Origin of the sequence: Phenylobacterium sp. (assembly GCF_004799515.1) — a bacterium.
Lineage (GTDB): Bacteria > Pseudomonadota > Alphaproteobacteria > Caulobacterales > Caulobacteraceae > Phenylobacterium.
In genome coordinates this window covers 19,626-45,785 of the sequence record NZ_SSMX01000036.1, presented here as the reverse complement: position 1 = coordinate 45,785, position 26,160 = coordinate 19,626, and the positions used below count along the sequence as shown (strand labels likewise).

Here is a 26,160-nt window from a genome sequence, read left to right as displayed (position 1 = left end):
CATGGCCTACGTCTGCGACCTCGGCGGAACGCGCCACAGCTTCGCGGACCTGAAGGCCCTGCTGGCGGCGGCGGCGCCGTTCCGCTCCGGCGACCAGCTCGCAGGCCTGGCCGCCGCGAGCGCCGAGCAGCGGGTGGCGGCGCGCTACGCCCTGGCGGACCTGCCGCTGAAGGCCCTGCTCGAAGACCTGGTCGTTCCCTACGAGGCCGACGAGGTCACGCGGCTGATCGTCGACAGCCACGATGCGCAGGCCTTCGCGCCCATCGCCCACCTGACCGTCGGCGGCTTTCGCGACTGGCTGCTTTCCAACGACACGACCGGCGAGCGGCTGGCCGCCCTCGCCCCCGGCGTCACCCCGGAGATGGCCGCGGCGGTCAGCAAGCTGATGCGCAACCAGGACCTGATCGCCGTGGCGCGCAAGATCAGGGTCGTGAGCGCCTTCCGCGCCACCCTCGGCTTGCCCGGCCGCCTGGCCGTGCGCCTGCAGCCGAACCACGCCACCGACGACCCGCGCGGCGTCGCCGCCTCGATCCTGGACGGCCTCCTGATGGGCTGTGGCGACGCGGTGATCGGGATCAACCCCGCCACCGACAATATCGAAACCGCCCGCACCCTCCTGGAGCTGATCGACGACCTGCGCCAGCGGCTGGAGATCCCGACCCAGAGCTGCGTCCTGACCCACGTCACCAACACGCTGGAGCTGATCGCGCTGGGCGCGCCGGTCGACCTGACCTTCCAGTCGATCGCCGGCACGGAGGCCGCCAACCGGGGCTTCGGCGTCGACCTGGCCCTGCTGCGCGAGGCGCACGACGCAACCCTGGCGCTCGGCCGCAACCCGCTGGGCGACAACGTCATGTACTTCGAGACCGGCCAGGGCTCGGCGTTCTCCGCTGGGGCGCACCATGGCGTCGACCAGCAGACCCTGGAGGCCCGCGCCTACGCGGTGGCCCGCCCGTTCCGCCCGCTGCTGGTCAACACCGTCGTGGGCTTCATCGGGCCGGAGTACCTGTTCGACGGCAAGCAGATCGCCCGCGCCGGGCTGGAGGACCACTTCTGCGGCAAGCTGCTCGGTCTGCCGATGGGCGTGGACGTCTGCTACACCAACCATGCCGCCGCCGATCAGGACGACATGGACGATCTCCTGACCCTGCTGGGCGTCGCCGGCGTCAACTTCGTCATGGGGGTGCCTGGCGCCGACGACGTGATGCTGAACTACCAGAGCACCAGCTTCCACGACGCCCTCTATGTGCGCGAGGTGCTGGGCCTGCGCTCCGCGCCGGAGTTCGAGGCCTGGCTCGAACGGATGGGGTTGCTGGATGCGGCCGGCCGCATCGCCGAGACGCCGCAGGCCCGGCTGGCCCAAGGGCGGCTGCTGGAGCACCTCGGCGATGGCTGATGCGCCGGTCCCACGCGACCCGTTCGCCCCCTTGCGCGCGGCGACGCCGGCCCGCGTCGGCCTGGGCCGCGCCGGCCAGGGCCTGCCGACCGCGCCCATGCTGGCCTTTCAGCTCGCCCACGCCCGCGCCCGCGACGCCGTCCATGCCGCCCTGGATGTCGAGGCCCTGGCCGCGCGGATCGAGGGGCCGGTGCTGCGGGTCGCCTCCGCCGCCGCGGACCGCGCGGCCTACCTCGCCGATCCGGGGCTCGGCCGGCGGCTGGATGACGCCACGCCCGGCCTGCCGCACGGCGACTGGGACCTGGCCATCGTCGCCGCTGACGGGCTTTCGGCCACCGCCGTCCAGGCCCATGCGGCGCCGGTGATCGCCGTGCTCCAATCGCGCCTGATGGGCTGGAGGATCGCGCCCGTGGTCATCGCCCGGCAGGGCCGCGTGGCGATCGGCGACCCCATCGGCGAAGCGCTGGGCGCGCGGCTGGTCGTGGTGCTGATCGGCGAGCGTCCGGGCCTGAGCGCCGCCGACAGCTTGGGCGCCTACATCACCTTCGATCCGCGACCAGGGCGGTTGGACAGCGAACGCAACTGCGTCTCGAACATCCGCAGCCCCGGCGGGCTGGCGCCCGGCGAGGCGGCCGAGACCATCGCCTGGCTGTTGGGTGAAGCCCGGCGGCTGGGCTTCACCGGCGTCGACCTCAAGGACCGTCAGGTCGCCGGCGAGGAGACGGGGCCTCGGCTAAGCTAGGGTTCTTGCTCATAAACCTGACGAGGTCATTCGTCGGCGCAACGCCGATGTCGGCTTACGACCCATTGTAGACTTTTGGGAGAGTCCGCCTACCGTGAGGCGCCCGGGGGCGTCGAAGCATGGATCTGAAGCTGATTGGCTGCGCGCTGTGCGTGTTGTCCTTGGCCAACCTGCAAGGTCTGTCGGCCGCCGCCGCCGCCGAGCGCCAAGCCTATCGCAGCCCTCGAAATGTCTACGGCGCGCCCGACCTGAATGGGGTGTGGAACAACAATGCGCTCACGCGGCTGCAACGCCCGGCAGGGCTATTGCCCCTCGTGGTCCGGCCCGCGGATGTGGCGGAAGCGGAGCGCAAGCTGACGACCGGATACTCGCCGCCAAGCACAGCGGCGAACGTCGGCGGAACAGAGAGCGAGTGGTGGGACGGGGCGCACTTGGCCCGAGTGGGCGGCGAGTTTCGGAGCTCGTGGCTGGTCGACCCGGACGACGGCCAGTTGCCCTACGCAGCCGAGGGCAAACGCCGACGCGCCGTGTTCGACAAAGCCCAGATCGACTCCTTCGACGGGCCTGAGTCGCGGCCGGTGGCGGGAGACCGCTGCCTGTTGCCCAGCTGGGGCGCCATGGGACCGGTGATGCTGAACGCCCCCTACAACGCGAACTATCGATTTGTGCAGACCCGCGACCAGATCGCGATCATGGCGGAGAACAACAGCGAATTGCGGATCATCCGGATCGGCGCGGCGCATCTGCCTGCCCAGATCAGGTCCTGGTCTGGCGACTCCATCGGTCATTGGGAGAAGGAAACCCTGGTGGTGGAAACCACCAACCTGCGAGCTGATGCACCGTTGAGCCAGGCGCCGTTTTTCTTCACGGCTGGGGCGAGGGTCGTCGAGCGATTCACGCGTGTCGCGCCCGGCGCGCTGAAATATGAATTCACCGTGGACGACCCCACGATCTTCGCCCGCCCCTGGCGGGCGGAGATGGCGTTCGTCGCGAGCGATGCGGCGCTCTACGAGTTCGCCTGTCATGAGGGAAACTACGCCATGACCAACGTCCTGGCCGGAGCGCGCGCCGTCGAGCGGGCGCAGAAGAGTTCGTCCAGGTGACGCCCCTGAGCGGCGGCGCCTGGGGCGGGACACGAATGGAAACCCGCAGATCGGCCCCGAAAGCGGAGGCCCTGCTGCTGCGGCTCCTGCTCGGCGGCTTGTTCGTCGCACATCTCTACTGGAAGGTCGCCATCTTGCCTGGCGGGATCGCGGCCTGGTGGAACAATCTTCAAAGTGCGGGCTACCCGCCCATCGTCCCAGCCTATGTGCTCTCGGCCGAGGTCGCAGGCGCTCTGCTGCTGATTCCCGGCGTTCTGACCCGCTATGTCGCGCTCTACGCCATGCCCATGATGGCCGGGGCGGCGCAGTTCTGGATGGCGCGCAAGGGCTTCTATTTCACCGCGGCGGGCTCGGAACTTCCGTTCGTCTGGCTTGCGCTGCTCGGCATCCAGGCCGTCGCCGGCGATGGGCCGGGCGCGCTGGCGCCGTCGCCTAACTGGCGCGCCGTGGCGGACCGGCTGCGGAATCGGTCTCGGATCGTCTAGGCCCGCTTTCCACCCATTGCGGACGTTCACAGCCTACGCTTGCGGCGCCCGCGCGCGTTCAGGCCGCGATCCGCTCCAGCCATTCCTTGAGGATGCCGATCACCTGATCGCCGGGCGCGAAGCCGCGGGTCACCACGCCGTAGACGCCGGCCTCGTTCGGCCCAGCCACCAGGGTCGGGAAACCGGTGACCCCGGCGCGCTGGGAGATGGCGTAGTCGCGCCAGGTCTCCTGCTTGGCCTCCTCGCTGGCCCAGGCGGCCAGGAAGGGCTCGCGGTCGAGGCCCAGTTCCTCGGCGATCTCCGCCAGCACCGCGGGCGTCGTGACGTCACGGCCCTCGGCGTAGAAGGCGCGCTGGGTGCGGGCGAGGAACGCCCCGGCCATCTCCTCGCCGTCGCGGCGGGCCACCACCACGGCGCGCGCCGCCGGGTCGGTGTCGTAGATGAAGCCGGGCGCGGACATGCCCGAGCCGTCGAACGGCAGGCCGGTCGCCTCGTGCACATGGGTCCAATGGTCGGCGATCTCCAGCTTCGCCTCATCGGTCATCGGGGTTTCCGTGCCGGGGCGCAGGCCGCCCATCACCACCCGGACCGGCAGGACCCGGCCGAAGGTGCGGCGGATCTCCTCGATCACCGGCGAAAAGCCGTAGCACCACGAGCACATGGGATCGGAGAAGTAGATCAGGTGCGGCGTCGGCATGGCGGAATACCTCCAGCTTCGAAAAAGCATCGCAGGTGATCGGGTTCAGGTCACGCCTCGGGCTTTCCCTTTCGCGGCGTCTCGGCCAGTTTGCCCAAATGGCGCACGACCATCCCCACGACCATGATCACGCTCACCAGCATGGCCACGAACACGGGCAGGAGCCGCCGTCGGACATGGCCCTGCGGGTCAAGGCGCTGGAATCGTTGATGGTTGAAAAGGGCCTCGTGGACCCCGCGGCCCTCGACGCCCTGGTCGACCACTTCGAGCACAAGGTCGGCCCGCGCAATGGCGCACGCGTCGTGGCCCGCGCCTGGAGCGATCCGGCCTACCGGACGCGCCTCCTGGCCGACGCCACCGTGGCCATCGCCGAGCTGGGCTACGCCGGCGGCCAGGGCGAGCACGTGGTCGCGGTGGAGAACACGCCGTCCGTGCACAACCTCGTCGTCTGCACCCTGTGCTCCTGCTACCCCTGGCCGGTGCTGGGCCTGCCGCCGGTCTGGTACAAGTCCGCGCCCTATCGCGCCCGCGCGGTGATCGACCCGCGCGGCGTGATCGCCGAATTCGGGACCGACCTGCCTGAGGACGTCGAGGTCCGCGTCTGGGATTCCACCGCCGAGATCCGCTACCTGGTCATCCCGCGACGGCCGGCGGGAACCGAGGGCCTGGACGAAGCCGCCCTCGCCGCCCTCGTCACCCGCGACGGCATGATCGGGACGGCCTTGCTGTGAACGGCGTCCACGACATGGGCGGCCTGGAGAACCTGGGCCCGATCGCTCCCGAGCCGGACGAGCCGGTGTTCCACACGGCCTGGGAGGCCCGCGTCCACGCCCTGACCGTCGCCTCGCCCACGCGGCGCAACATCGACGAGGGCCGCCACCAGCGCGAGCTGATCCCCGGGCCGCAGTACCTGGCCATGAGCTACTACGAGAAGTGGTTCACCGCCCTCTGCGCTCTCTTGGTCAAGCACGGCCACGCCACACCGCACGAAATCGCCGCCGGCAAGGCCGCGCCGGATTCGCCGAAGGCCGAGCCCCTGCTCACCGCCGCCGTGGTGGCCGAGCGCATGGGCCGCGCCGGCTCCTATGTCCGCGAGGCCGCCGCGCCACAATTCGCGGTCGGCGATACGGTGAAGACCCGCCAGCTCAACCCCCACGGCCACACCCGCCTGCCCCGCTACGCCCGTGGCCGCCAGGGCGTCATCGTCGCCACCCACGGCGCGCACGTTTTCCCGGACAGCCACGCCCATGGCCAGGGCGAGGATCCGCGGCCGCTCTATACCGTGCGCTTCCCCGCCCGCGAGCTCTGGGGCGAGGCGGCCAATCCCAAGGACAGCGTCCGCCTCGACCTTTGGGAGCCCTATCTTGAACGTAGCTGATCCCCCCGGCCTGTCCCGCGACACCGAGCAGGTGTTCGCCGAGCCCTGGCAGGCGCAGGCCTTCGCCCTGGTGTTGGCCCTGCACGCGCGGGACGCCTTCACCTGGCGCGAGTGGGCCGACGAGCTGTCGCGGGAGCTGGCGGCAGCGGGGCCCGACGACGATGGATCGCGCTACTACGACCATCTTCTGGCGACTCTGGAGCTGCTGGCGGTGCGCAAACGCCTCGCGGCGGCGGCGGAGCTTTCGGCCCGCAAGGCCGCCTGGGCCGACGCCTATCGTCGAACCGCACACGGACGACCCGTGGAGCTCACGGGGGAACCTTCGCCGTAGTTCGGCGCTCATGCGTGGACGGAGGACCTCGCCGGCATGGTGCAATATGCGGTGACGCTGAAGGACGGCGACTGGACCGTCTTTTCCGACGGCCAGGCCGTCGAACACGGCCTCAGCCGGTCCGCCGCCGTGCAGATGGCCAAGGAGCTGGCCTTCGCCGCCGAGGAGCGCGGCGACACCGTCGAACTCCTGATCCAGGGCTACTACGGCGACCTGTCCCGAAGGCTCACCGGCGGCGCCGACGACTAGGCCAGATAACCAGGGCCTCGGGAGGCCTTGGGATCAGTTCCGGCGAGCGGCCGACTTGGCTTCGCGCTTGGCGCGGGCCTCGGCCTTGGCGGCGGCCTTGCGGTCCTTCCGCTCCTGGCGCTTCAGCTCCAGCTGCAGCTCCTCGTCGTTAGCCATGGCGTCCTGGCGCGCCTTCTCGTCGGATTCCGCCTTCAGGCGGGCGGCCTCCTTCTCGGCGGCGCGCTTGGCGCGCACTTCTTCCAGCTCACGCGCCTTGCGCTCGGCGCGGGTTTCCAGGACTTCGGCCTGGACCATGGGCTTGGGCTTGAACTTCTCGAGCAGGGCCTTGCGGGCTTCCGCCTGGGACGCCAGGCGTTCGTTGAAGCTACCGATCTTGTCTTCTCTCATTGCGACTTTCAAACAGGGGTGGACAAAGGGGTGGACGGCTCAGGCGGAACCCCCGCCTGCGGATTGGGTTGCGCCGGCTCCAGCATTTCGCAAACGACTGTGAAACGCTGAAGACACCGGCGGCGATCTCAGCCGACGATATCGGCCTCGGTGAAGAACTGGGCGATCTCGAGCGCGGCGTTCTCCTGGCTGTCGGAGCCGTGCACCGAGTTCTCGCCGACGCTTTCGGCGTAGAGCTTGCGGATGGTGCCGTCGGCAGCCTGGGCCGGGTTGGTGGCGCCCATGACTTCACGATATTTGGCGACGGCGTTCGGACCTTCAAGGACCTGCACCACCACGGGCGCGGACATCATGAACTCTACCAGCTCGCCGTAGAACGGACGCTCGGCGTGGACTTCGTAGAACTTCTTCGCCTGGGCCTCGGTCATCTGGATGCGGCGCTGGGCGACGATGCGCAGGCCGGCGTCCTCGATCACCGCATTGATCTTGCCGGTCAGGTTGCGACGCGTCGCGTCCGGCTTGATGATCGAGAAGGTGCGTTCGGTCATGGGCTCTTCGGCTCGTTTCAATCTTCAGGACAGATGGGAAGTCCGCGGGCGCGCCGCGAGGTGGCGGGCTCTATAGCCGCACCCACCGCGCGCCTCAAGGCGTCTAGCGCCACAGTCGTACGGGATCGGCATGACGCGGGCGTGTCGGTCTGCTATGCACCCGCCCGGTCAGGCGCAGGCGCGGCTCTTGAAACCCCTGACCCTTCCCTTGTCCCCGCAGGTCCGGCGCGCGCTGGTCCGCGCCCCTATGCCGTTCGTGTTCCGATGCTGCAGATCAAAGACCTCGTTTTCGACGCCTGGGGCCGCCGCTTCTTCGACGGCGCCACCGTGTCCCTGCCCAAGGACGCCAAGGTGGGCCTGGTGGGGCGCAACGGGGTGGGCAAGTCCACCCTGTTCAAGCTGGTCCTGGGCCAGCTCATCCATGGCTCCGGCGAGATCGGCCTACCGAAGGCCGCGCGAATCGGCTCGGTGGACCAGGAGCATCCGGCCACGCCGGTCCCGCTGCTCGACACCGTCCTCGCCGCCGACGTGGAACGCGCCAGCCTGCTGGCGCGGCTCGACACCGCCGAGCCGGAGGACCTGGGCGACATCTACACCCGCCTGATCGAGATCGACGCCGACCGCGCGCCCAGCCGCGCCGCCGAGATCCTGGCGGGCCTGGGCTTCTCCAACGCCGACCTGGCCCGGCCGATGGCGGAGTTCTCCGGCGGCTGGCGGATGCGCGTGGCCCTGGCTGCGGCCCTGTTCGCCGCGCCCGACCTCCTGCTGCTCGACGAGCCCACCAACTATCTGGACCTGGAAGGCGCGCTGTGGCTGGAGGCGCGGCTGAAGAAATACCCGCACTCAGCCATCGTCATCAGCCACGACCGCGAGCTGCTCAACAACTCCGTCGACCACATCCTGCACCTCAAGGACGGCCGCCTCGACCTCTACGTCGGCGGCTACGACAGCTTCGAGACCCAGGTCACCGAGAAACTGCGCCTGCAGGAGGCCATGCGGGTGAAGATCGAGGCCAAGCGCGCCCACATGCAGTCCTTCGTCGACCGCTTCCGCGCCAAGGCGTCGAAGGCGACCCAGGCCCAGTCGCGCCTGAAGATGATCGCCAAGCTGCCGCCGGTCTCGAACATCATCGAGGACCGGGTCGCGCCGTTCACTCTGCCCTCGCCCGAACGGCCGCTGCAGCCGCCGCTGATCCGGCTGGAGGACGCCTCGGTGGGCTATGGCGGCCCGCCGATCCTGAAGCGGCTGAACCTGCGCCTCGACATCGACGACCGTATCGGTCTGCTGGGCGTCAACGGGGCGGGCAAATCGACCTTCGCCAAGCTGGTGGCCGGCGCCCTGGACGTCCAGGCCGGGACCCTGCTGCGCTCGAGCCGCCTGAAGGTCGGCTGGTTCCACCAGCACCAGATCGAGGCGATGGATCCCACGGACACCCCGCTGGAGATCATCCGCCGCGCCTTGCCAGGCGCCTCGGAGAGCCAGCGCCGCTCGAAGCTCGCCCAGTTCGGCCTGGGGTTCGAGAAGGTGGAAACCACCGTCTCCAATCTCTCCGGCGGCGAGCGCGCGCGCCTGCTGCTCAACATGGTGGCCATGGAAGCGCCGCACCTCCTGATCCTCGACGAGCCCACCAACCACCTGGACATCGACTCGCGTCGCGCCCTGTTGGATGCGCTCAACGACTACGAGGGCGCGGTGATCCTGATCACCCACGACCGCTCGCTGATGGAGTTGGTGGCCGACCGGCTGTGGCTGGCGGCGGACGGCGGCATCGAGCCCTTCGACGGCGACATGGAGGACTACGCCAAGTTCGTCCTCGACCGCGCCCGGGTCGCGGCGCGGGCGCCGACCCAGGTGGCCGAAGCGCCGGTGGCCGCGCCGCCGCCGCCGCCGCCGCCGAAGACCAAGGTCCCCACCGGCACGGCGCGCCGCCGCGCCGAGGCGGCCGAAGCGGCCCTGGCGCGGGCCGCCGCCGCCCTGGCCGAGATCGACGCCAGGCTCACCGACCCAACCGTCTTCGCCAAGGACCCCGCCAAGGCCGCGGACCTCGGCCGCAAGCGCGAGGCCGCCCAGGCCATGGTCGAGACCGCCGAGGCCGAATGGCTAGCGGCGCAGGAAGCCTACGAGGCCTTGACCACGGACTCCTGAATTTCGAGGTCGCGCACCTCCTTGAGCACCGTCACCGGACGCGTGTCGTGGATGTGGGTGAGGTCCAGCTCGACCATGCCGTCCGGCAGATCGCGCAGCACGTCGACGAACACGTGGCCGAAGCGGATGTTCTCCCGGCGATAGGTCTGCCGGTCGTTCACCGGCGAGGAGATCGCCTCGTCGAAGCCGCTGATCGACAGCATGATGGCCGGCTGCTCGGCCGCCATGCGCTCGTCGGTCATGCCGAACAGTGGGCTGTCTTCGTCGATGACGTGGATGACGGTCCACGACAGGGTGAGCACTGGAATGCTGACGCGCACAAGCTTGAGCTCGTCGAACCGGCGGAAGCGGCCCTCGCCGTAGGGCTCGTTGCGGTAATAGTTGAGCCGCGCCCTGGCCTCGCTGATCCCCTGCAGGCGGCGGCTCGCCACACGCATCATCAGGGCCTGGCCGCCGGCGTAGGGCGCCACGACCGCGGTTTCGCTGAACACCATCCGCGCCGAGGGCCGGGCGAACCGGGCGAAGAAGGCGCCGGTGGTCAGCGCCGTCAGGAACATGCCGACGAATATCTCCGTCGACGCCACTATGTGGCCGTAGAGGGTAGTCGGCGTCATGACGCCGTAGCCCACCGTCGCCAGGGTCTCAATGCTGAAGAAGAAGGCGTCGCCGAACGCCCGGTCACGGGCGTTGGCGACCGATCCCGGCACGGCCCAGTAGAGGGCGGCGAACACCAGGTTGATCGCCAGGAAGATCGCCAGCACGACCGCCAGGAAGGTCGACCAGCGCATGGCCAGGATGAAGTAGTAGGGATCGGCAAGGCTGAAGCGGCGGACCCCCAGCTTGACGGCGGTGAATCCCCGAAGGTCGATGCGCGGTGGCGGCAGCCTCATGCGCCCTGCGTAACACGAGGCGGCGGACCCGTCGAAGGACCCGCCGCCCCGGCCGTCACAAATTGTCCGGTCTGATCAGGTGATGTGCTTCGGGCTGATCGGGTCGCTGCCCGGGAAGGTCTCTTCGATAGCTTCGTCGAGCAGCGCTTCCTGCCGGTCGCCGGAGCTCTTCTCGCGGGCGGCCATGTGGTCGTGCTTCTCGCCTTCCTTGAGGGGTTCGACCTCGCGGTGGTGCGGGACCTCGACATGACGGTCCTCGTGGATCGGGGCGGCCTCCACGGCCATGTCCGCGTTGGCGCCGCCCGACCCGTGGGTGAAGGCGCGTTGCTCGTCGCCCTGGGTCTGTTTGTTCGGCATTCGGATGTCTCCTCGACACGGGGTTACGGGTAGAGAACCCGCCAGCCCGATTCGGGTTGCCCGTTTGAGGCAAAGCTTTCCGACGCGGGGCGAGGATCCCTAGAGGAAGGTCCAGTGCGTGTGCTGGTGGCCCCGGACGCGCAGGTTGTTCTGCACGTGCCGCACGCCTTCGATGTCGGCCACGTCCTCGATGCGGCGCTTGTCGCCCTTGTGGCGGACCGTGCCGTTCAGGGTGACCTCGCGGTCCTCGACGATCACTTCCAGGTCGCGCAGGTCCAGGCCCCGCTCGTCGTGCAAGCGCTCCACGATCACCGCCCAGAGCACCCGGTCCGAGGGTCCGCGGCGACGGGCGGGCGGGCGGGCTTCCACCGCGCGTTCGGCGGGACGCTCGCGCGGATGACCGCCGAAGGCGTCGCCGACCCGGTCCATGAACGACCGCGGCTGCTCGACCCGCCGATAGTCACCGTTGTCCATCCGCCGGCCATAGTCGCGGTCGGCTTCGGAGTTGCGGCGGTAGGCGTGGCCATCGTCGATGTCGTAGGCGTAGTCGCTGGAATAGTCCGCCTGCCCAAAGTCGTCGACGCTCGGGCGGACGTCCCGCTCGGCCCGATAGCCGCTGCGGCTGGCGGGATCGTAGAGATAGTCGTCGGAATAATCGGCCTGGCCGAAATCGTCCCGGCCGCGGCCCCGCAGCGCCAGGCGACGGCGCTCGTCCTCGCGGTCCTGCCAGTCTTCCCGGGCCATGACACGTCTCCTTGGTTGTAAAAGTCCTTCGGCAGAACCGGCGCCGTGGCGATCGGTTCCCGATTTGGCTGGGAACCGTGGGGCCGATCGCGGCCTGAATCGCCAACACGGACTCGCCATTGCGGCTCCGCCGCCCTAACGCCACCTCCTGACGTCCCCGGCCGACTCAACGGAAACTGCCTTCGCCGTGACAGCCCCCGACGCGACCCGCCCCGCAGCGCCACCGCCGGTCGAGCCGAAACTCGGCGAGGTTGCGCCCGCGTCGCATCCCCGGCTGCGGCGCGCGGTGAACCTGGGCCTGAAGATCGTACCGCCGGTCATGCTGCTGGCGGCGGCCTGGGTGTTGTGGCGCGAGTTCCACAAGCTGAGCCTCGCCGCGGTGGGCCACGCCATCGCCGGCTGGGGCGTGGTGGCCGTCACCCTGACCCTGGTGCTGTCAGCGACGAGCTTCGTCCTGATGGCGGTGATCGAGTGGACGGGCCTGCGCTGGACCGGGGCCCGGGTGCCGCTGCGCACCGTCGCCCTGGGGTCGTTCCTGGCCAACGCCATCGCCCACGCCATCGGCGCGAACCTCTTGATTTCCAGCGCGATCCGCGCCCGCACCTACGACCGGCACGGCGTGACCCTTGCCCAGGTCGCCGGAGCCACGGCCTTCGACGCCACCGCGTTCGGCATCGGGCTGGCGGCGCTCTCGGGCAGCGGCCTGCTGCTGGCGTCCAGCGCCGAACTGGATGCGACCGCCATCACGCCCCTGGTGGCCCGCTGCCTGGGCGCGGCGCTGGTGACGGGCGCGGTGGGCTATGTGGCGCTCTGCGCCATGGTGCGGCGCTCTTTCAAGGTCTTCGGCCGCAGCATCACCCTGCCCGACGTCTGGGACGCCCTGGCGCAGCTGGTGCTGGGGGTCGTCGACAACGGCGTCGCGGCCGCCATCCTTTGGGTGCTGCTGCCCAAAGGCGACCCCAGCTACGTCACCTTCGTGGGGGCTTTCGCCGTCGCGGCCATCGTCGGCCTGCTGTCCGCCGTGCCGGGCGGCGCCGGGGTGTTCGAAAGCGCCATGATGACACTGCTGCCGCAGGTGAACACCGCGGCCCTGGCGGCGGCCTTCCTGGGCTATCGGCTGGCCTTCTACATCCTGCCGCTGATCATCGCCGCGGCGGCGCTGGCCATCGACGCCATCCGGCACCGGAACCGCTAGTCGAAGCTCGCTGGCGCGATGGTGACACTCTCGCCACAGCCGCAGGCGTCGGTCTCATTGGGGTTCTTGAAGGTGAACTTGGCCGAGAGCTTGGTGACGTCGTAGTCGATCACCGTGCCGATCAGGAACAGGACCGCCTTGGGCTCGACCAGGATGGTCACGCCCTTGTCCTCGACCACCTCGTCCAGCGGGTTCGCCGCCTCGGCGTATTCCAGGACGTACTCCTGGCCCGCGCAGCCGCCGTTCTTCACGCCCACCCGCAAGCCCGCATAGGGCTTCTCGGCCCGGCCCATGATCTCGCGAACCCGCTCGGCGGCGGCCTCGGTCAGGCTGACCACCTTGGGCCGTTCGCGGCGGGCGCGGGGAGCGGGCGTGAGGGAAAGGTCGTTCATGGCGGTCAGAACATGTTCAGTTGCAGCTTGGCCTCGTCGCTCATCCGCGACGGGTCCCACGGCGGATCGAACACCAGCTCGACCTTGCAGGACTTGACCTCGGGGATCTCGCGGACCGCGTCCTCGACCCAGCCCGGCATATCGCCGGCCACCGGGCAGCCCGGGGCGGTGAGCGTCATGTCGATGACCACGTCCTTGGCGTCGGAGACGTCGACCTTGTAGATCAGGCCGAGCTCGTAGATGTCGACCGGGATCTCCGGATCGTAGACGGTCTTCAGCTTCTCGATCAGCTGATCGGTCAGCTTGTCGAGCTCCGCCTGCGGCAGCGGCGCGGTCGTCTGACTGTCGAGGCTGGCGGCGTCGTCCATCGGGTCCACTTAGGCAAAAAAGGCTTGAGTCTTGGTGAGCGCGTCCACGAAGGCGTCGGCCTCCGCGTGGGTGTTATATAGGGCGAAGGAGGCGCGTGCGCTCGATGTCACGCCGAAACGCCGCATCAGGGGCTCGGCGCAGTGCGTGCCGGCGCGCACCGCCACGCCATAACGGTCCAGGATCTGGGCGACGTCGTGGGCGTGGGCCCCGTCGACGGTGAAGCTGAGGATCGCGCCCTTGCCCGGCGCCTCGCCCAGCACCCGCAGCCAGTTGGCGCCGCTGAGCCGTTCGCGCACGTGATCGTAGAGGGCGTGTTCATGCGCCGCCGCCGCGGCCCGGTCGACGCCGTCCAGCCAGCCGATCGCCGCGCCCAGGCCGATGGCCTCGATGATCGGCGGCGTGCCCGCTTCGAAGCGGTGCGGCGGGTCGGCGTAGCTGATCGCCTCCAGGCTGACATTGCCGATCATCTCGCCGCCGCCCTGGTACGGCGGCAACGCCGCCAGCCGCTCGGCCTTGCCGTAGAGGATGCCGATGCCGGTCGGCCCATAGAGCTTGTGGCCGGAGAAGACGTAGAAATCGGCGTCCAGGGCCTTCACGTCCACCGGCTGGTGGACGATGGCCTGGCAGCCGTCGAGCAGCACCAGCGCGCCGGCCTCGTGCGCCAGCCGCGTCAGCTCCGCCACCGGGTTCACGGTGCCCAGCACGTTGGACATATGGGTCAGGCCCACGACGCGGGTGCGCTCGCTGAGCAGGTCCTTGAAGGCGTCCAGGTCCAGCCGCCCGTCGTCGGTCACCGGGGTGAACTTCAGGACCACGCCCAGCCGCTCGCGCAGGAAATGCCAGGGCACGATGTTCGCGTGGTGCTCCATCTCCGAGAGCAGGATCTCGTCGCCGGCCTTCAGCCCCGCGCCAATCCCGGCGGCCAGCAGGTTGATGGCTTCCGTCGCGCCCTTGGTGAACACGATCTCGGAGACATCGGCGTTGATGAACCGCGCCACGGCGCTGCGCGCGGCCTCGTAGGCCTCGGTGGTCTCGTTGGCCAGCGTGTGCAGGCCGCGGTGGACGTTGGCGTAGCTGTGCTCCATCGCGCGCGTCATGGCCTCGATCACCGCCCGCGGCTTCTGGGCCGATGCGGCGCTATCCAGATAGACCAACGGGTGGCCGTTCACCTGGCGGCCCAGGATCGGGAACTCGGCGCGGATCGCTTCAGCGTCGAAGGGGGCGTCGAAAGCCATCCTCAGTCCCTCAAGCCTTGCGCCACCCAGGCGCGGACGATCTCGCGGGCGCCCTCGTGGCCAATCCGGTCGACCACCTCGCCCACGAAGGCCTCGGTCAGCAGGGCGCGGGCCTCGTCCTCGGGGATGCCGCGCTGGCGGGCGTAGAACAGGGCGTCCTCGTCCAGCGCGCCCACCGTATTGCCGTGCGCGCAGGCCACGTCGTCGGCGTAGATCTCGAGCTCCGGCTTGGCGTCCACCTCGGCGCGGTCGGAGAGGATCAGGGCGTGGTGGCCCATGCGCGCGTCGGTGCGGTCGGCGCCTTCCTCCACCACGATCCGGCCCTGGAAGACCCCGCGCGCCTGATCGCGCACCACGCCCTTGGCGAGTTGGACGGTCAGGCCGTCGGTCCCGGCGTGGGTGACGATGCTGGTCTGGTCGGAGTGACGCTTGCCGGCCAGCAGGTAGATCCCGTCCAGCCGCAGCTCGGCGCTGCCGCCGGGATGCAGGACGCGGGTCTCCAGCCGCTGGCGGCGCGCGCCGCCGGCCACCAGGGTTTGGCTGAAGCCGGCGGTGGGCGACAGCGTCACCTCGGCCTGGCTGACCGAGACGGCGTCTTCGTGGTCGGCGGTGAGCACGATCCGCTCGACAACCGCGCCGGGCTCCAGCGCGAGCGTCAGGCTGGCCAGCGCCAGCGAGGCCCCGTCGCTCTCATAGCTTTCCAGCAGCAACAGCCGGGCGTTGGCGCCGACCCGGATGGTCGCCGAGGCCACGTGCGAGCCCGCGCCGCGCGCCACGAAGCGCAGGGCCTCCACGGCCTCGGTCCTGGCCGGCACGTCGACCGTCGCCTCGCCGCCATTGATCAACACCCGCCAGTCCTCAGCCAGCGCATCGAACGGCCCTGGCGGCAGCTGCCCGGTGAAGGGCTGGGACGGCTCCGGCGCCGTGCGGATCAGGCCGCGCAGGTCCGTCCAGCGCCAGTCCTCGTCGCGCTTGGAGGGGAGCTCGGCGGCGTTGCGCTCGCGTATGGCGGCGGCCAGGTTCAAGCGGCGGCCTCGTAGCGTTCGTAGCCCTCGCGCTCCAGTTCGTGCGCCAGTTCCGGGCCGCCGGAGGCGACGATCCGGCCGCCGGCCAGGACGTGGACCCGGTCGGGTTTGATATAGTCCAGGAGCCGCTGGTAGTGGGTGATCATCAGCATGGCCCGCTCGGGGCTGCGCAGCGCATTGACGCCCTCCGAGACGATCCGCAGCGCATCGATGTCCAGGCCGCTGTCGGTCTCGTCGAGGATGAGGAAGCGGGGCGAAAGCATCGCCATTTGAAGGATTTCCATCCGCTTCTTCTCACCGCCCGAGAAGCCGACGTTCAGCGCGCGCTTCAGCATGTCGAAGTCGATCTTCAGCGCGGCGGCCTTGGCGCGGGCCAGCTTCAGGAACTCCGGCGCGGTGATCTCGGCCTCGCCGCGGGCGCGGCGCTGGGCATTCAGCGCCGTGCGCAGGAAGGTCAGCGCCGGCACGCCGGGGATCTCCAGCGGATACTGGAAGGACAAGAAGACGCCGCGCGCGGCGCGCTCGTCGGGCGCCAGGGCCAGCAGGTCCTCGCCGTCCAGGGTCGCCGTCCCCGCCGTCACCTCGTAGCCGGCGCGGCCGGTCAGGACGTAGGACAGAGTCGACTTGCCCGCCCCGTTCGGCCCCATGATGGCGTGCACCTCGCCGGCCGGGACCTCCAGGCTCAAGCCCTTCAGGATCTCCTTGCCGTCGACGGAGGCGCGCAGGTTTTCAATTCTAAGCATGCTTTTCAAAACTCAGCGGAATTCGTCGGCCAGGAACTGGGCCATGATACGGAGCGCGTCCGCGACGGTGTCGACCTGCTCGCGCTTGCGCGGCGCCGACGCGCCCGGCAGCGTCGTGCGCTTGTCGGCGGCGGTGATGCTCGCCTGGCCGGCCTCGAAGTAAGCGGCGATGCGGAAGTCGGTGTGGTCCAGCGAGACCGTGTAGCGGCGGCGGTCCAGCACCAGCTGGCGCTCGGCCAGGAACATGGCGTCGGCGCGGATCGCCGCCTCCAGCTCCTCGGCGCGGGCCAGGTCCTGTTCCTGCTGGCGGCGCTCGGCCTCGTCCTTCTCGCGGCGCGCGGCCTCGCGGGCGGCCTGCTCGGCCTCGAAGGCGTCCTTCAGCGACAGGCGGGCGAGCTTGGGCTTGCTCATCCGACGCTGCCCTCCAGGCTGATCGCCACCAGCTTCTGGGCCTCCACGGCGAATTCCATGGGCAGCTCCTGCAGCACGTCCTTGACGAAGCCGTTGACCAGAAGCTGCACCGCCTCTTCCTGCGAAAGCCCGCGCTGCATCACATAGAACAGTTGGTCTTCCGACAGGCGCGTGGTGGTGGCCTCGTGCTCGAACTTGGCCTGGCCGTTGCGCGCCTCGATGTAGGGCACGGTGTGGGCGGCGCACCGCTTGCCGATCAGGAGGCTGTCGCACTGGGTGAAGTTGCGCGCGCCCTTGGCCTTGGGATGCGCCGAGACCAGGCCGCGGTAGGTGTTGGAGCTCTTCCCGGCGCTGATCCCCTTGGAGATGATCCGCGAGCGGGTGTTGGCGCCCAGGTGGATCATCTTGGTGCCGGTGTCGGCCTGCTGGCGGCCGTTGGTGATGGCGATGGAGTAGAACTCGCCGGACGAGCCCTCGCCGCGCAGGACGCAGGACGGATACTTCCAGGTGATCGCCGAACCGGTCTCGACCTGGGTCCAGGAGACCTTCGAACGGTCTCCCCGGCAGTCGGCGCGCTTCGTGACGAAGTTGTAGATGCCGCCCTTGCCGGTTTCCGGATCGCCCGGATACCAGTTCTGGACGGTGGAATATTTGATCTCCGCGTCGTCCAGCACCACCAGCTCGACGACCGCCGCATGCAGCTGGTTCTCGTCGCGCATAGGGGCGGTGCAGCCCTCCAGGTAGGAGACGTAGGCCCCCTTGTCGGCGATGATCAGGGTGCGCTCGAACTGGCCGGAGTTCTCGGCGTTGATCCGGAAATAGGTGGACAGCTCCATCGGGCAGCGCACGCCTGGCGGCACATAGACGAAGCTGCCGTCGGAGAAGACCGCCGCGTTCAGGCAGGCGAAATAGTTGTCGCTGACCGGCACGACCGAGCCGAGGTACTGCTTCACTAGCTCCGGGTGCTCGCGGATCGCCTCGCTCATCGAGCAGAAGATCACCCCGACCTGCGCCAGCTCCTTCTTGAAGGTGGTGACCACGCTGACGCTGTCGAACACCGCGTCCACGGCGTAGCGCGGCGCGCCCTCGACGCCGGCCAAAACCTCCTGCTCGCGCAGCGGGATGCCCAGCTTCTTGTAGGTCTCCAGGATGTCCGGATCGACCTCGTCGAGGCTCTTCGGCCCCGCCTTCGCCCGGGGCGCGGCGTAGTAGTAGCTGTCCTGGTAGTCGATGCGCGGGAAGTTGACCTTGGCCCACGACGGCTCGTCCATGGCCAGCCAGCGCTCGAAGGCCTCCAGCCGCCATTGCAGCATCCACTCCGGCTCGTCCTTCTTGGCCGAGATGAAGCGGACGATGTCGGCGTTCAGGCCCTTCGGCGCGAAGTCCTGCTCGATGTCCGTGGAGAAACCGTGCTGGTACTTCTCCAGCGCCTGGACATGCTCGACGGTCTGGCGAACGGCGGCCATCAGGCGGCTCCCACGGTTTGAGGATGCCGCTGTCCGTGGCGGGCGTGGGCCGAAGTCCAGGCTTCGACGAAACGGGACCAATCGGCCTCGGTCGAGTTCCAGCCGCCGCTGACGCGGATGGCGCAACCGGCGAGATCGCCCTGCCCCATCGCGGCCAGGACCGGCGAGGCCTTCACCTTGCCCGACGAGCAGGCGGAGCCCGCGCTGACCATCACCTGCGCCAGGTCCAGGCCCATGACCTGCAGGTCGGCGGTGAAGCCCGGCGCGGCGACGCACAGCGTGTTGGGCAGGCGCGGCGCGGCCTCGCCCATGATCACCGCGCCCAGGCCCTTCAGCCGGGCGGCGGCGGCGTCGCGCCAGGCGGCCTTGGCCTGATAGTCCGTCAGGTCGCGCAGGGCCGCCTCGGCGGCCGCGCCGAAGCCCGCGATGCCGGGAACGTTCTCCGTGCCGCCGCGCCGGCCGCGTTCCTGGCCGCCGCCGTGCTGGCGGCGCGAGAGCATGGCCCGCGGACCGAAGGTCAGGGCGCCCGCGCCCTGCGGCCCGCCGATCTTGTGGGCGGAGATGGAGAGGGTGTCGGCGCCAAGCGCGCGGCTGTCGACGGCGATCTTGCCGGCCGCCTGGATGGCGTCGACGTGCAGCCAGCCGTCGGCGGCCCGCACGATCTCAGAAGCTTCCAGGACCGGCTGGATGACGCCCGTCTCGTTGTTGGCCAGCATCAGGGCCACGAAGGGCTTGCCGTCGGCGGCGTCCCAGCGACCGAGGCGCTCGGCCAGCCAGCCCAAATCGGCGGTCCCGTCGCGGGTCACCGGCAGGGTCTCGACCGGGACGCCCTGCACGCGGGCGGTCTCCTGGATGCTGTCGTGCTCGATGGCCGAGACGATCAGCCGGCGCGCGCCGGCGGCCACGGCGCTTTCGAGGGCCAGCGCATTGGCCTCGGTGCCGCCGGAGGTGAACACTACCGTGGAGGCCGGCGCGGCGATGAGCCGGGCCACATGCTCGCGCGCAGCCTCCATCACGGCCCGCGCGGCGCGCCCGGCGGCGTGGATCGAGGACGGGTTGCCGCCCAGGTCCAGCGCCCGCGCCATGGCCGCCTTGGCCTCCGGCCGGACCACGGCGGTGGCGTTGTGGTCGAGGTAGACGGGCGCGGTCATGCGGCGGCCTTGGCGCGGAGGCGCCCGGAGATCACGTCGGCCAGGCTGACCGAGGCCAGGTAGTCCTCGATCCGGTCGCCCAGGTGCTCCCATAGGTCGTGGGTCAGGCAGCGCTCACCCTTGGCCATGCAGCCCTTGCCCAGGGCGGCGCAGCGGACGGCGCGGATAGGCTCGTCCACTGCGTGGACGATGTCGGCGATGGACGTCTCTTCGGCGGTGCGCGTGAGACGGTAGCCGCCGCCGGGACCGCGGGCGCTCTGGACCAGCCCCTTGCGGCGCAGGCGCGCGAAGAGCTGCTCGAGATAGGACAGCGAGATTTCCTGCCGTGCGGCGATGTCCGACAGCGACACGGCGCGGCAGGGCTCGTCCTGGCGGCGCGCCAGGTCGGCCATGGCCATCACGGCATAGCGGCCTTTTGTGGAGAGACGCATCTGATCCGTTCCCGGGATTTCTGGCCCGTTCAGTTTTCTCGCGTTTCACAGCCGCCCTATGTTATGGGCGACGGCTCGCGCGGGACCGGTCTCGCCGGTGGCTCGCGACTTAGGAAGACCGAGCGCGTTAGTCAAGTATTCCAGACAGCTATCCCCAGTCGGGACCGGCCGTCTGAACGGAAAGGGTTCGAATGCCAGAAGTGGTTCTGACCGGCGCCGCCGGGCGGATCGAAGGCCGCTATTCCCAGGGCAAGACCGAGACCGCGCCGGTCGCCCTGATCCTGCACCCGCACCCCAAGGCGGGCGGCCAGATGAACAATCCGGTGACCGTTCAGCTCTTCCACCTGTTCATGAAGCGCGGGTTTTCGGTGCTGCGGTTCAACTTCCGCGGCGTGGGCCGCAGCCAAGGCGAGTTCGATTCGGGCATCGGCGAGCTGGCCGACGCGGCGACCGCGCTGGACTGGCTGCAGACCACCAACCCGGCTGCGTCGCAGTGCTGGGTCGCCGGCTACTCCTTCGGCGCCTGGGTGGGCATGCAGCTCCTGATGCGCCGGCCGGAGACGGACGGCTTCATCTCGGTCTCGCCGCCCACCAACGCCTACGACTTCTCCTTCCTGGCGCCCTGCCCGGCCTCGGGCCTGATCCTGCACGGCGGGGCCGACAGCGTTGTGCCGCCCATCGAGGTGGAGCGCGTGGTCTCCAAGCTACGCACCCAGAAGGGCATCGTCATCGACTACGACGTGGTCGACGGCGCGAGCCACTTCTGGATGGAGAACCTGCCGGACGTGGAAAGCCGCGTAGGCGCCTATCTCGACAAGCGCCTGGCCGCCGATCCGGCTTAAGCCGCCGTGACCGCCGCCGAGGACGCCATCCGCGCCCGGCGGCGCCTCACCAACAAGCTGATCGCGGCCAAGGAAGCTTCGCGCCTGCGGCCCTTCTTCACCGCCGACGCGCGCCTGATCCCGGGGGGCGGCGGGCTGATCCTGGGCGCGACCGCCATCGTCGAGGCCTTCGCCGCCCAATTCCTTGACCCGGGCTTCGTCGCCTATGTCCGCACGCCGGAAACGGTGGAGATCGACACCGATGGCGACGTCGCCGCCGAGACCGGCCGCTGGACGGGCAATGGCCAGACCGGCGCCTATATGGCCGCCTGGCGCAAGCAGACCGGCCAGTGGGTGATCGAGAGCGAGCTGTTCGTCACCCTCGGCTAGCGGCGCCTACTCCGCCTTCGTCCAGGTCTGGGCCTGGCAGAACACCATCACGCAGCCGGCGACCTTCAGCACCCCGTTCGGCCCGAGCGCCATCTTGGCCTTGTAGGTCTTGCCGCTTTTGGGGTCGTAGATCTGGCCATCCGCCCACTGGCCGACGGCTTCGCGGTGGAAGCCGCTGATCAGGGTTAGGCCGATCAAGGCGCGGCTGCGCAGCGCCGGATCGGGATTGTTGGCGTCCCGCATGGCCTGCATCTCGACGCCCGGCGGCGGCTTCAGCCACAGCACCACCCCGCAGGCCTGGGCCGCGTCGGCGGCGCACGGCCCTACCCGCACCTTGCCGTCGCCGGTCTGGGTCAGCCAGTCGCCGAACACCGGATCGCCGGCGGCCTGGGCCTGTTGGGCTATCGCGAGGACCGCGGCGGCCAGGCCCGCCACCCAGACGGCTCCTCGCATCACGTTCGGCCTATTCATAGCGCAGCGCTCCCACCGGCCGGGCCCGGGCGACCCGCAGGGCGTGGACGAAGACCGTGCCCCAGGCGATCAGGATACCCGCCGCCGCAGCCGCGGCAAATGTCCAGGGCGCCAGGTCGACGCGGTAGGCGAAACCCTGCAGCCACCAGTTCATCGCCAACCATGCCAAGGGCAGCGCCAGGAGGTTCGCCCACAGCACCGGCTGGGTGAACTGCCAGAGCAGCAGCCGCAGGATGTCGCCGGAGCTTGCCCCCATGGCCTTGCGGATGCCGATCTCCTTGGTCCGTTGCTCAGCCGTGAAGGCGGAGAGCGCGAAAAGGCCCAGGCAGGCGATGGTCACCGCCACCAGGGCGCAGACCGCGACGAAGCCGCCCTGGATCACATTGTCGATGTAGAGCCGTAGCAGGAACTGGTCGGCGAAATACTGCTGCAGCGGCTTGCCGTAACTGATCCTTGTCCAAAGCTGGTCGATACGCCTCAGGGTGTCGGCCGCGTGGGCGGGATCGAGCCTGATGTTCAAGGCTACGGAATTCATCATGTCGGTCTTGGGACCGACGAAATAGAAGCTGGCCAGCACCTTCTGGCGAATCGAATTGAAGGTGAAATCGGGCACGACGCCGATCACCTCTGACGCCCGGGCTGGCGGCATCTGAGTCAGAGTGATCAGCATGGCGTGCGCATTGTAGTGCCAGGTCACCAAGCGCCCGATCGCGGCCTGCGGCGACTTGAACCCCAGCTCGCGGGCGGCCGACTCGTTCAGCACGATCGGCGGCGGCGTTTCCCCCAGCCGGGCGCCGTCGTCCCCCGGTCGGTTCTCGTCCGGGAGACGGCCCGCGACCGGACGGATGCCGTAGACTTCGAAGAATCCGAAGTCGACCGATCCATTGTTGAGCAGGGCGTGGCGGCCGTTGGCGAAGCTCATGTCGTTGGCGAAGCTCAGAGCGATCGCCCCGGGCGACGCACAGGCTGCGGCCTTCACCCCCGGCACGGCGCGGATGTGGTCACGCAGGGCGTTGGTGCAGGGTGAGGCGAACAGCATCACCACACCGTCCTTGTTGGTGTGGGTGGCGTCCTTCAGGGCGAAGGTCGTCTGGCGATAGATGGTGAGGGCGGCGACCAGCAGGATCACCAGCACGGCGAACTGGGTCACCACCAGGGCCTGGCGGATACCGCCGCCACCGGCCGCCGCGATCGGACCACCCTTCAGCACCGATACGGGGCGGAACGACGAGAGCACCAGGGCTGGATAGATCCCCGCGACGAGGCCTGTCGCCAGGGTCACCCCCAGCATCGTGGCCAGAACCAGCGGGTCCGTCATGTAGTCGAAGACCAGTTTACGCTGCAGGGCAGCGCTGGCGACCGGCAGCAGCAGCTCGGCCAGCGCGACCGCCAGGACAAGGGCCAGGGTCACATAGATCACCGCCTCGCCCATGAACTGGATCACCAGGTCCCTGCGCTGGGCGCCCAGGGCCTTGCGGACGCCGACCTCGGTCGCCCGGCGCGAAGCGCGAGCGGTCATCAGCGTCACGAAATTGATCGCCGCCACGACCACGATCAGCACGCCGATAATGCCGATTCCCGCGAGCACCTTCACATCCGCTCCGGGCTTGGGATCGCCGCCGTCGGCCGGCTGCAGATGGATCGAGGTGAGCGGTTTGAGACGCATGATGTAGCCGTCGAGCTTCTGGTCCGGATTCTGCGCTTGGGCCGCCGGCAGGATGCGCCGCGCCACAAAGCCGACCAGCCCCGCGTCCATAGCCGCGGCCGACGCGCCCGGCTTGAGCCGCACGTAGGTCAGGTTCGAGTTTGACGAATAGCCGGCGTCGTAGAGGGTCGGGAAGATCGAGCCGGGGGCCTTCGACGATATGAAGACCTCCGTGTTGAGGTGGCTGTTGGTGGGCAGGTCCTCGATCACCGCCGCCACCCGCGCGGGCCGGCCGTCGATCAGCAGTTGCTCGCCCAGGGGCGCATCCTTGGCGAAGAACTTCCGGGCCGCCGAGCGGGTGAGGACCACGGCGTCCGACGCCTCCAGGGCCGTGGCGGGATCGCCGGCGACCGTCGGCATCGGCATGACCTTGAAGAAGTCCGGGTCGGCGAAGGCGAAGGCCTGCTCGCTCACGCTGACGTCGCCGCGCCGGATGGCGGGCGGGTAGCTGGCGCTGCTGAGGCGCGCCACATACTGGATTTGCGGAAAGTCGAGCTTCAGGTCATCGGCCAGCCGCGCGGCCGTGTAGTCGATCTCCATCTTCGGCTTGTCATGCGGAAGAATGCTCTGACTCACCAGGAACACCCGGTCGTGCCCCGGCACGAACCGGTCGTAGGTCAGCTCGTGGCGCAGGTAGAGGCCGATCAGGATGGCGGAGGCGAACCCGATCGCCAGACCCGCCACGGTCAACCCCGCATAGACGCCGTTGCGCGACAGGTTGCGCAGCGCCGCGGCCAGATAGTTGCGGAACATGGGAACCGCCCTCCTCAGGCCGCCAGCAGGGTTTCGGAGACCACCCGGCCGTCGAGCAGCTTGATCGTGCGCTGGGCGACAGCGGCGTGGGCCAGCGAGTGGGTGACCATGATCACCGTCACCCCGGCCTTCGCGGCTTCGGTGAGCAGCTGCATCACGGCTTCGCCGTTGACGGTGTCGAGATTGCCGGTGGGCTCATCGGCCAGGATCAGGCTGGGGTTGGAGACCAGGGCGCGGGCCACGGCGACGCGTTGCTGCTGGCCGCCGGAAAGCTGTTGCGGCCGGTGGCGGGCGCGGTGGCCGATGCCGACCCGCTCCAGGGCCTCTGCAACGCGACGACGACGATCGGCGCCCTGCACCCGGCGGTAGAGCAGCGCCACCTCGACGTTCTCGGCCACCGTCAGGTCATCGATCAGGTTGAAGCTCTGGAAGACGAAACCGATGCGGTCGCGGCGCAACGCCGTGAGTTCCCGCTCAGACTTCTGCGCCACCTCCTGGCCGAAGAACTCGAACGACCCGCTGGAGGGCGTGTCGAGCAAGCCAAGCGTGTTGAGCAGGGTGGACTTGCCGCAGCCGGATGGGCCCATCACGGCGACGAACTCGCCGTCGCGGACCTCCATGTTGATGTCGTTGAGCGCCAGGGTCTCGACCTCGGCGGTGCGGTAGACCTTGCTGACATTGCTGAGCTTGAGCATCCCTGCCCTCCCGTTGCCCTCGTTGATCCGCGCTACTTCGACAGCATGACGCGGTCGACCTTCTCGAAACCGGCGTAGTCGGAGGTGATCACCCGCTCGCCCGCCTTCAGCCCGCCCAGCACTTCCACCTGCTCGGGGCTGCGCCGCCCGATGCGGATGTGCCGCCGGTCGGCCCGCGTCCCGCTGGCGTCCAGCACCATCGCCCAGTCGCCGCCACTGCGCTCCAGGAACGGACCGGCGGGCAAAATGAGGGCCGACCGATCGCCGCCAAGCGTCAGTCGGCCCTCCAGGGCTTGGCCGGGAAGCAGGCCGCGCGGCATGGCGCCTTCGAAGGCGAAATCCACCTGGAAGGTCGCGTTCTTCACCTGCGGGTCGACGCGGGTCACCCGCACCGGGACCTCGCGGTTGTCGATCGTCACCGAGCCGGCCTCGCCCACCAGCACGCGGCCCAGGTAGTATTCGTCGATCAGCGCCTGCAGCTTGAAGCCGGTGTCGGCGACGATCTGGCCCAGGCGCTGGCCGCGGTTGCGGATTTCGCCGGGCTTGATGTCCATGTCGGTGAGCCGGCCCGCCACCGGCGCCCGCACGGTCAGGTTCTCCAGCTTGGCCCGGGTCACCCGCAGGCTTTCCTGCAGCGTGGCGATCTCCCCCTGGATCTGCGGCAGCTGGCGTTTGCGCAAGGTCTCCTGCTCGGCGTTGGTCGCCAGCTGCAGGGGCAGGAGCTTCCTGTTGTGGTCCAGTTCGTCATGGACCTGTTCGTGGAGATCCTGGGTCACGTAGCCCTTGGCCAGCAGGCTGTCGCGCCGCTCGGCGGTGCGCTGCAGGCGGGTGATGTCGTACTCGATCTGAGCAGCGGCCTTCTCGTTGGCGACGCGGGCGTCCTCCAGCTGCTTCTCATAGGTCTGGAGCTGGGTGATGGATTCCACGAGGCGGCCCTCGCGGTCGAGGACGTCGAGCTCCAACTCGGTGTTGCGGAAGGTCAGCAGCGGCTGGCCCGCCTTCACCAGATCGCCGGCCTGGGCCAGCACCTGCTGCACCTGGCCGCCCTCCAGCGCGTCGAGGTAGATGACGTCCTTCGGCTGGGCCGTGGCGCGCAGGGCCACGAAGTCGTGGAACACGCCGGGCGTGACGGCGCTGAGGGTCACGTTCTGGGCCGGCACGCGGACCGAGGACCTGGCGTCGGCGACCATCGCCAGGCCGGCGCCGCTCAGGACCACCACGGCGCCCGCCACGCCGGCCGCCGCCAGCATGTGCTTGCGCCGCCACAAGGGGGTCGCGATCGGCCTGTCCATCACCGCGCTCATGACCCAGAGTGTCGCCCCGCGGCGCCCTGGAACGAAACGACGCCAGATCAAGGTGTTGGCTGGAATTCCGAGCCCACCGCCCGCCGCCGCTGTCCGGAAATGGACAGCGGCCGGCGGCCGCCGCGCGACCACCATGCCTAAGGCCTTGACG

31 protein-coding genes are annotated in these 26,160 nt (G+C 69.4%); 12 read left to right on the top strand and 19 right to left on the bottom strand.

The window, feature by feature from the left end; all coding sequences use genetic code 11:
* Window position 1: 1 nt before the first annotated feature.
* The 4 genes from E8A49_RS15535 (at window position 2) to E8A49_RS15520 (ending at window position 3,726) form a co-directional block, all read left to right on the top strand.
* Window positions 2–1,396 (top strand): ethanolamine ammonia-lyase subunit EutB, encoded by a 1,395-nt coding sequence (locus E8A49_RS15535; protein ID WP_293383249.1) that lies wholly within the window; start codon window positions 2–4, stop codon window positions 1,394–1,396.
* On the top strand, window positions 1,389–2,138 hold the full coding sequence (gene eutC, locus E8A49_RS15530; protein ID WP_293383246.1) for an ethanolamine ammonia-lyase subunit EutC: 750 nt from the start codon (window positions 1,389–1,391) through the stop codon (window positions 2,136–2,138). The genes E8A49_RS15535 and eutC overlap by 8 nt, the downstream gene beginning before the upstream one ends.
* 119 nt (window positions 2,139–2,257) lie before the next feature.
* Window positions 2,258–3,241 carry a hypothetical protein gene (locus E8A49_RS15525; protein ID WP_293383243.1) on the top strand — a complete coding sequence of 328 codons (984 nt, stop codon included), beginning with the start codon at window positions 2,258–2,260 and terminating at the stop codon, window positions 3,239–3,241.
* 35 nt (window positions 3,242–3,276) lie between these two features.
* Window positions 3,277–3,726, top strand: coding sequence for a DoxX family protein (locus E8A49_RS15520; RefSeq protein ID WP_293383241.1), 450 nt, complete (start codon window positions 3,277–3,279; stop codon window positions 3,724–3,726).
* 58 nt (window positions 3,727–3,784) lie between these two features.
* On the opposite strand, the gene E8A49_RS15515 is transcribed toward E8A49_RS15520, so the two are convergent.
* Window positions 3,785–4,423: a DsbA family protein gene (locus E8A49_RS15515; protein WP_293383238.1), complete on the bottom strand. Its 639-nt coding sequence runs from the start codon at window positions 4,421–4,423 to the stop codon at window positions 3,785–3,787.
* A 176-nt stretch (window positions 4,424–4,599) separates the two neighbouring features.
* On the opposite strand from E8A49_RS15515, the gene nthA reads away from it, so the two are divergent.
* From nthA to E8A49_RS15495, 4 genes are read left to right on the top strand one after another with little or no spacing between them, the layout of a single operon-like run.
* A complete protein-coding gene (gene nthA, locus E8A49_RS15510; RefSeq protein ID WP_293383236.1) occupies window positions 4,600–5,154 on the top strand; it encodes a nitrile hydratase subunit alpha in 555 nt (184 codons plus the stop codon).
* A complete protein-coding gene (gene nthB / locus E8A49_RS15505; protein WP_293383233.1) occupies window positions 5,151–5,801 on the top strand; it encodes a nitrile hydratase subunit beta in 651 nt (216 codons plus the stop codon). Before nthA ends, nthB begins: the two co-directional genes overlap by 4 nt.
* Window positions 5,788–6,132: a nitrile hydratase accessory protein gene (locus E8A49_RS15500; RefSeq protein WP_293383230.1), complete on the top strand. Its 345-nt coding sequence runs from the start codon at window positions 5,788–5,790 to the stop codon at window positions 6,130–6,132. The genes nthB and E8A49_RS15500 overlap by 14 nt, the downstream gene beginning before the upstream one ends.
* A 36-nt stretch (window positions 6,133–6,168) precedes the next feature.
* Window positions 6,169–6,381, top strand: coding sequence for a hypothetical protein (locus E8A49_RS15495; protein WP_293383227.1), 213 nt, complete (start codon window positions 6,169–6,171; stop codon window positions 6,379–6,381).
* A 33-nt stretch (window positions 6,382–6,414) separates the two neighbouring features.
* On the opposite strand, the gene E8A49_RS15490 is transcribed toward E8A49_RS15495, so the two are convergent.
* Entirely contained in the window at window positions 6,415–6,768 is a 354-nt protein-coding gene (locus tag E8A49_RS15490; RefSeq protein WP_293383224.1) for a DUF6481 family protein, read from the bottom strand.
* Between the two features lie 128 nt (window positions 6,769–6,896).
* The gene (gene ndk, locus E8A49_RS15485; protein WP_293383221.1) at window positions 6,897–7,316 is read right to left on the bottom strand and encodes a nucleoside-diphosphate kinase; all 420 of its coding nucleotides are present in this window, start codon (window positions 7,314–7,316) and stop codon (window positions 6,897–6,899) included.
* 264 nt (window positions 7,317–7,580) lie between these two features.
* On the opposite strand from ndk, the gene E8A49_RS15480 reads away from it, so the two are divergent.
* Entirely contained in the window at window positions 7,581–9,461 is a 1,881-nt protein-coding gene (locus E8A49_RS15480; protein WP_293383218.1) for an ABC-F family ATP-binding cassette domain-containing protein, read from the top strand.
* Here E8A49_RS15480 and E8A49_RS15475 read toward each other — a convergent pair.
* From E8A49_RS15475 to E8A49_RS15465, 3 genes are all read right to left on the bottom strand, one after another.
* Window positions 9,434–10,351: an ion channel gene (locus tag E8A49_RS15475; protein ID WP_293383215.1), complete on the bottom strand. Its 918-nt coding sequence runs from the start codon at window positions 10,349–10,351 to the stop codon at window positions 9,434–9,436. The genes E8A49_RS15480 and E8A49_RS15475 overlap by 28 nt on opposite strands.
* A gap of 75 nt (window positions 10,352–10,426) precedes the next feature.
* Window positions 10,427–10,708, bottom strand: coding sequence for a hypothetical protein (locus tag E8A49_RS15470; protein WP_293383212.1), 282 nt, complete (start codon window positions 10,706–10,708; stop codon window positions 10,427–10,429).
* A gap of 99 nt (window positions 10,709–10,807) precedes the next feature.
* Window positions 10,808–11,452, bottom strand: coding sequence for a BON domain-containing protein (locus E8A49_RS15465; RefSeq protein ID WP_293383209.1), 645 nt, complete (start codon window positions 11,450–11,452; stop codon window positions 10,808–10,810).
* 187 nt (window positions 11,453–11,639) lie between these two features.
* Between E8A49_RS15465 and E8A49_RS15460 the strand changes: the two genes are divergently transcribed.
* Window positions 11,640–12,647: a lysylphosphatidylglycerol synthase domain-containing protein gene (locus E8A49_RS15460; RefSeq protein WP_293383206.1), complete on the top strand. Its 1,008-nt coding sequence runs from the start codon at window positions 11,640–11,642 to the stop codon at window positions 12,645–12,647.
* Here the strand turns inward: E8A49_RS15460 and E8A49_RS15455 are convergent.
* The 9 genes from E8A49_RS15455 to E8A49_RS15415 are packed head-to-tail and all read right to left on the bottom strand — an operon-like array spanning window position 12,644 to window position 19,870.
* Complete coding sequence (locus E8A49_RS15455) at window positions 12,644–13,039, bottom strand: iron-sulfur cluster assembly accessory protein (RefSeq protein WP_293383203.1); 396 nt, start codon at window positions 13,037–13,039, stop codon at window positions 12,644–12,646. The genes E8A49_RS15460 and E8A49_RS15455 overlap by 4 nt on opposite strands.
* A 5-nt stretch (window positions 13,040–13,044) precedes the next feature.
* Entirely contained in the window at window positions 13,045–13,407 is a 363-nt protein-coding gene (locus tag E8A49_RS15450) for an SUF system Fe-S cluster assembly protein (RefSeq protein WP_293383200.1), read from the bottom strand.
* A gap of 9 nt (window positions 13,408–13,416) precedes the next feature.
* Complete coding sequence (locus tag E8A49_RS15445) at window positions 13,417–14,643, bottom strand: cysteine desulfurase (protein WP_293383197.1); 1,227 nt, start codon at window positions 14,641–14,643, stop codon at window positions 13,417–13,419.
* Between the two features lie 2 nt (window positions 14,644–14,645).
* Window positions 14,646–15,668: a Fe-S cluster assembly protein SufD gene (gene sufD, locus E8A49_RS15440; RefSeq protein WP_293383194.1), complete on the bottom strand. Its 1,023-nt coding sequence runs from the start codon at window positions 15,666–15,668 to the stop codon at window positions 14,646–14,648.
* Window positions 15,665–16,411 carry a Fe-S cluster assembly ATPase SufC gene (sufC, locus tag E8A49_RS15435; RefSeq protein WP_293383191.1) on the bottom strand — a complete coding sequence of 249 codons (747 nt, stop codon included), beginning with the start codon at window positions 16,409–16,411 and terminating at the stop codon, window positions 15,665–15,667. Before sufC ends, sufD begins: the two co-directional genes overlap by 4 nt.
* Window positions 16,412–16,423: 12 nt before the next feature.
* The gene (locus E8A49_RS15430; RefSeq protein WP_293383188.1) at window positions 16,424–16,822 is read right to left on the bottom strand and encodes a hypothetical protein; all 399 of its coding nucleotides are present in this window, start codon (window positions 16,820–16,822) and stop codon (window positions 16,424–16,426) included.
* Window positions 16,819–18,288, bottom strand: a complete 1,470-nt coding sequence (gene sufB, locus E8A49_RS15425; RefSeq protein WP_293383185.1) for a Fe-S cluster assembly protein SufB — start codon at window positions 18,286–18,288, stop codon at window positions 16,819–16,821. The genes E8A49_RS15430 and sufB overlap by 4 nt, the downstream gene beginning before the upstream one ends.
* Window positions 18,288–19,439, bottom strand: coding sequence for a cysteine desulfurase family protein (locus tag E8A49_RS15420; RefSeq protein WP_293383182.1), 1,152 nt, complete (start codon window positions 19,437–19,439; stop codon window positions 18,288–18,290). The genes sufB and E8A49_RS15420 overlap by 1 nt, the downstream gene beginning before the upstream one ends.
* Window positions 19,436–19,870 carry an Rrf2 family transcriptional regulator gene (locus E8A49_RS15415; protein ID WP_293383179.1) on the bottom strand — a complete coding sequence of 145 codons (435 nt, stop codon included), beginning with the start codon at window positions 19,868–19,870 and terminating at the stop codon, window positions 19,436–19,438. The genes E8A49_RS15420 and E8A49_RS15415 overlap by 4 nt, the downstream gene beginning before the upstream one ends.
* Window positions 19,871–20,061: 191 nt before the next feature.
* On the opposite strand from E8A49_RS15415, the gene E8A49_RS15410 reads away from it, so the two are divergent.
* Window positions 20,062–20,712, top strand: coding sequence for an alpha/beta hydrolase (locus tag E8A49_RS15410; protein WP_293383176.1), 651 nt, complete (start codon window positions 20,062–20,064; stop codon window positions 20,710–20,712).
* Between the two features lie 6 nt (window positions 20,713–20,718).
* Window positions 20,719–21,081, top strand: a complete 363-nt coding sequence (locus E8A49_RS15405; protein ID WP_293383173.1) for a nuclear transport factor 2 family protein — start codon at window positions 20,719–20,721, stop codon at window positions 21,079–21,081.
* Window positions 21,082–21,087: 6 nt separating this feature from the next.
* On the opposite strand, the gene E8A49_RS15400 is transcribed toward E8A49_RS15405, so the two are convergent.
* The 4 genes from E8A49_RS15400 to E8A49_RS15385 are packed head-to-tail and all read right to left on the bottom strand — an operon-like array spanning window position 21,088 to window position 25,997.
* Entirely contained in the window at window positions 21,088–21,552 is a 465-nt protein-coding gene (locus E8A49_RS15400) for a DUF2147 domain-containing protein (RefSeq protein WP_293383170.1), read from the bottom strand.
* The gene (locus tag E8A49_RS15395) at window positions 21,545–24,010 is read right to left on the bottom strand and encodes an ABC transporter permease (protein ID WP_293383167.1); all 2,466 of its coding nucleotides are present in this window, start codon (window positions 24,008–24,010) and stop codon (window positions 21,545–21,547) included. Before E8A49_RS15395 ends, E8A49_RS15400 begins: the two co-directional genes overlap by 8 nt.
* A gap of 14 nt (window positions 24,011–24,024) precedes the next feature.
* Window positions 24,025–24,705: an ABC transporter ATP-binding protein gene (locus E8A49_RS15390; RefSeq protein ID WP_293383163.1), complete on the bottom strand. Its 681-nt coding sequence runs from the start codon at window positions 24,703–24,705 to the stop codon at window positions 24,025–24,027.
* Window positions 24,706–24,737: 32 nt separating this feature from the next.
* Window positions 24,738–25,997 carry an HlyD family efflux transporter periplasmic adaptor subunit gene (locus tag E8A49_RS15385; protein ID WP_293383160.1) on the bottom strand — a complete coding sequence of 420 codons (1,260 nt, stop codon included), beginning with the start codon at window positions 25,995–25,997 and terminating at the stop codon, window positions 24,738–24,740.
* Window positions 25,998–26,160: the final 163 nt, after the last annotated feature.

Excerpts from the sequence above, each read along its gene's own strand:
- eutC (WP_293383246.1), top strand. The coding sequence starts at position 1,389 with ATGGCTGATGCGCCGGTCCCACGCGACCCGTTCGCCCCCTTGCGCGCG.
- E8A49_RS15385 (WP_293383160.1), bottom strand. The coding sequence starts at position 25,997 with ATGGACAGGCCGATCGCGACCCCCTTGTGGCGGCGCAAGCACATGCTG.
- E8A49_RS15490 (WP_293383224.1), bottom strand. The coding sequence starts at position 6,768 with ATGAGAGAAGACAAGATCGGTAGCTTCAACGAACGCCTGGCGTCCCAG.
- E8A49_RS15395 (WP_293383167.1), bottom strand. The coding sequence starts at position 24,010 with ATGTTCCGCAACTATCTGGCCGCGGCGCTGCGCAACCTGTCGCGCAAC.
- E8A49_RS15495 (WP_293383227.1), top strand. The coding sequence starts at position 6,169 with ATGGTGCAATATGCGGTGACGCTGAAGGACGGCGACTGGACCGTCTTT.
- sufB (WP_293383185.1), bottom strand. The coding sequence starts at position 18,288 with ATGGCCGCCGTTCGCCAGACCGTCGAGCATGTCCAGGCGCTGGAGAAG.
- E8A49_RS15410 (WP_293383176.1), top strand. The coding sequence starts at position 20,062 with ATGCCAGAAGTGGTTCTGACCGGCGCCGCCGGGCGGATCGAAGGCCGC.
- E8A49_RS15455 (WP_293383203.1), bottom strand. The coding sequence starts at position 13,039 with ATGAACGACCTTTCCCTCACGCCCGCTCCCCGCGCCCGCCGCGAACGG.
- E8A49_RS15445 (WP_293383197.1), bottom strand. The coding sequence starts at position 14,643 with ATGGCTTTCGACGCCCCCTTCGACGCTGAAGCGATCCGCGCCGAGTTC.
- E8A49_RS15420 (WP_293383182.1), bottom strand. The coding sequence starts at position 19,439 with ATGACCGCGCCCGTCTACCTCGACCACAACGCCACCGCCGTGGTCCGG.
- nthA (WP_293383236.1), top strand. The coding sequence starts at position 4,600 with ATGGCCCTGCGGGTCAAGGCGCTGGAATCGTTGATGGTTGAAAAGGGC.
- E8A49_RS15480 (WP_293383218.1), top strand. The coding sequence starts at position 7,581 with ATGCTGCAGATCAAAGACCTCGTTTTCGACGCCTGGGGCCGCCGCTTC.
- E8A49_RS15390 (WP_293383163.1), bottom strand. The coding sequence starts at position 24,705 with ATGCTCAAGCTCAGCAATGTCAGCAAGGTCTACCGCACCGCCGAGGTC.
- E8A49_RS15475 (WP_293383215.1), bottom strand. The coding sequence starts at position 10,351 with ATGAGGCTGCCGCCACCGCGCATCGACCTTCGGGGATTCACCGCCGTC.
- E8A49_RS15450 (WP_293383200.1), bottom strand. The coding sequence starts at position 13,407 with ATGGACGACGCCGCCAGCCTCGACAGTCAGACGACCGCGCCGCTGCCG.
- E8A49_RS15470 (WP_293383212.1), bottom strand. The coding sequence starts at position 10,708 with ATGCCGAACAAACAGACCCAGGGCGACGAGCAACGCGCCTTCACCCAC.
- E8A49_RS15400 (WP_293383170.1), bottom strand. The coding sequence starts at position 21,552 with ATGAATAGGCCGAACGTGATGCGAGGAGCCGTCTGGGTGGCGGGCCTG.
- E8A49_RS15525 (WP_293383243.1), top strand. The coding sequence starts at position 2,258 with ATGGATCTGAAGCTGATTGGCTGCGCGCTGTGCGTGTTGTCCTTGGCC.
- E8A49_RS15535 (WP_293383249.1), top strand. The coding sequence starts at position 2 with ATGGCCTACGTCTGCGACCTCGGCGGAACGCGCCACAGCTTCGCGGAC.
- E8A49_RS15465 (WP_293383209.1), bottom strand. The coding sequence starts at position 11,452 with ATGGCCCGGGAAGACTGGCAGGACCGCGAGGACGAGCGCCGTCGCCTG.
- E8A49_RS15415 (WP_293383179.1), bottom strand. The coding sequence starts at position 19,870 with ATGCGTCTCTCCACAAAAGGCCGCTATGCCGTGATGGCCATGGCCGAC.
- E8A49_RS15430 (WP_293383188.1), bottom strand. The coding sequence starts at position 16,822 with ATGAGCAAGCCCAAGCTCGCCCGCCTGTCGCTGAAGGACGCCTTCGAG.
- ndk (WP_293383221.1), bottom strand. The coding sequence starts at position 7,316 with ATGACCGAACGCACCTTCTCGATCATCAAGCCGGACGCGACGCGTCGC.
- sufC (WP_293383191.1), bottom strand. The coding sequence starts at position 16,411 with ATGCTTAGAATTGAAAACCTGCGCGCCTCCGTCGACGGCAAGGAGATC.
- E8A49_RS15520 (WP_293383241.1), top strand. The coding sequence starts at position 3,277 with ATGGAAACCCGCAGATCGGCCCCGAAAGCGGAGGCCCTGCTGCTGCGG.
- E8A49_RS15515 (WP_293383238.1), bottom strand. The coding sequence starts at position 4,423 with ATGCCGACGCCGCACCTGATCTACTTCTCCGATCCCATGTGCTCGTGG.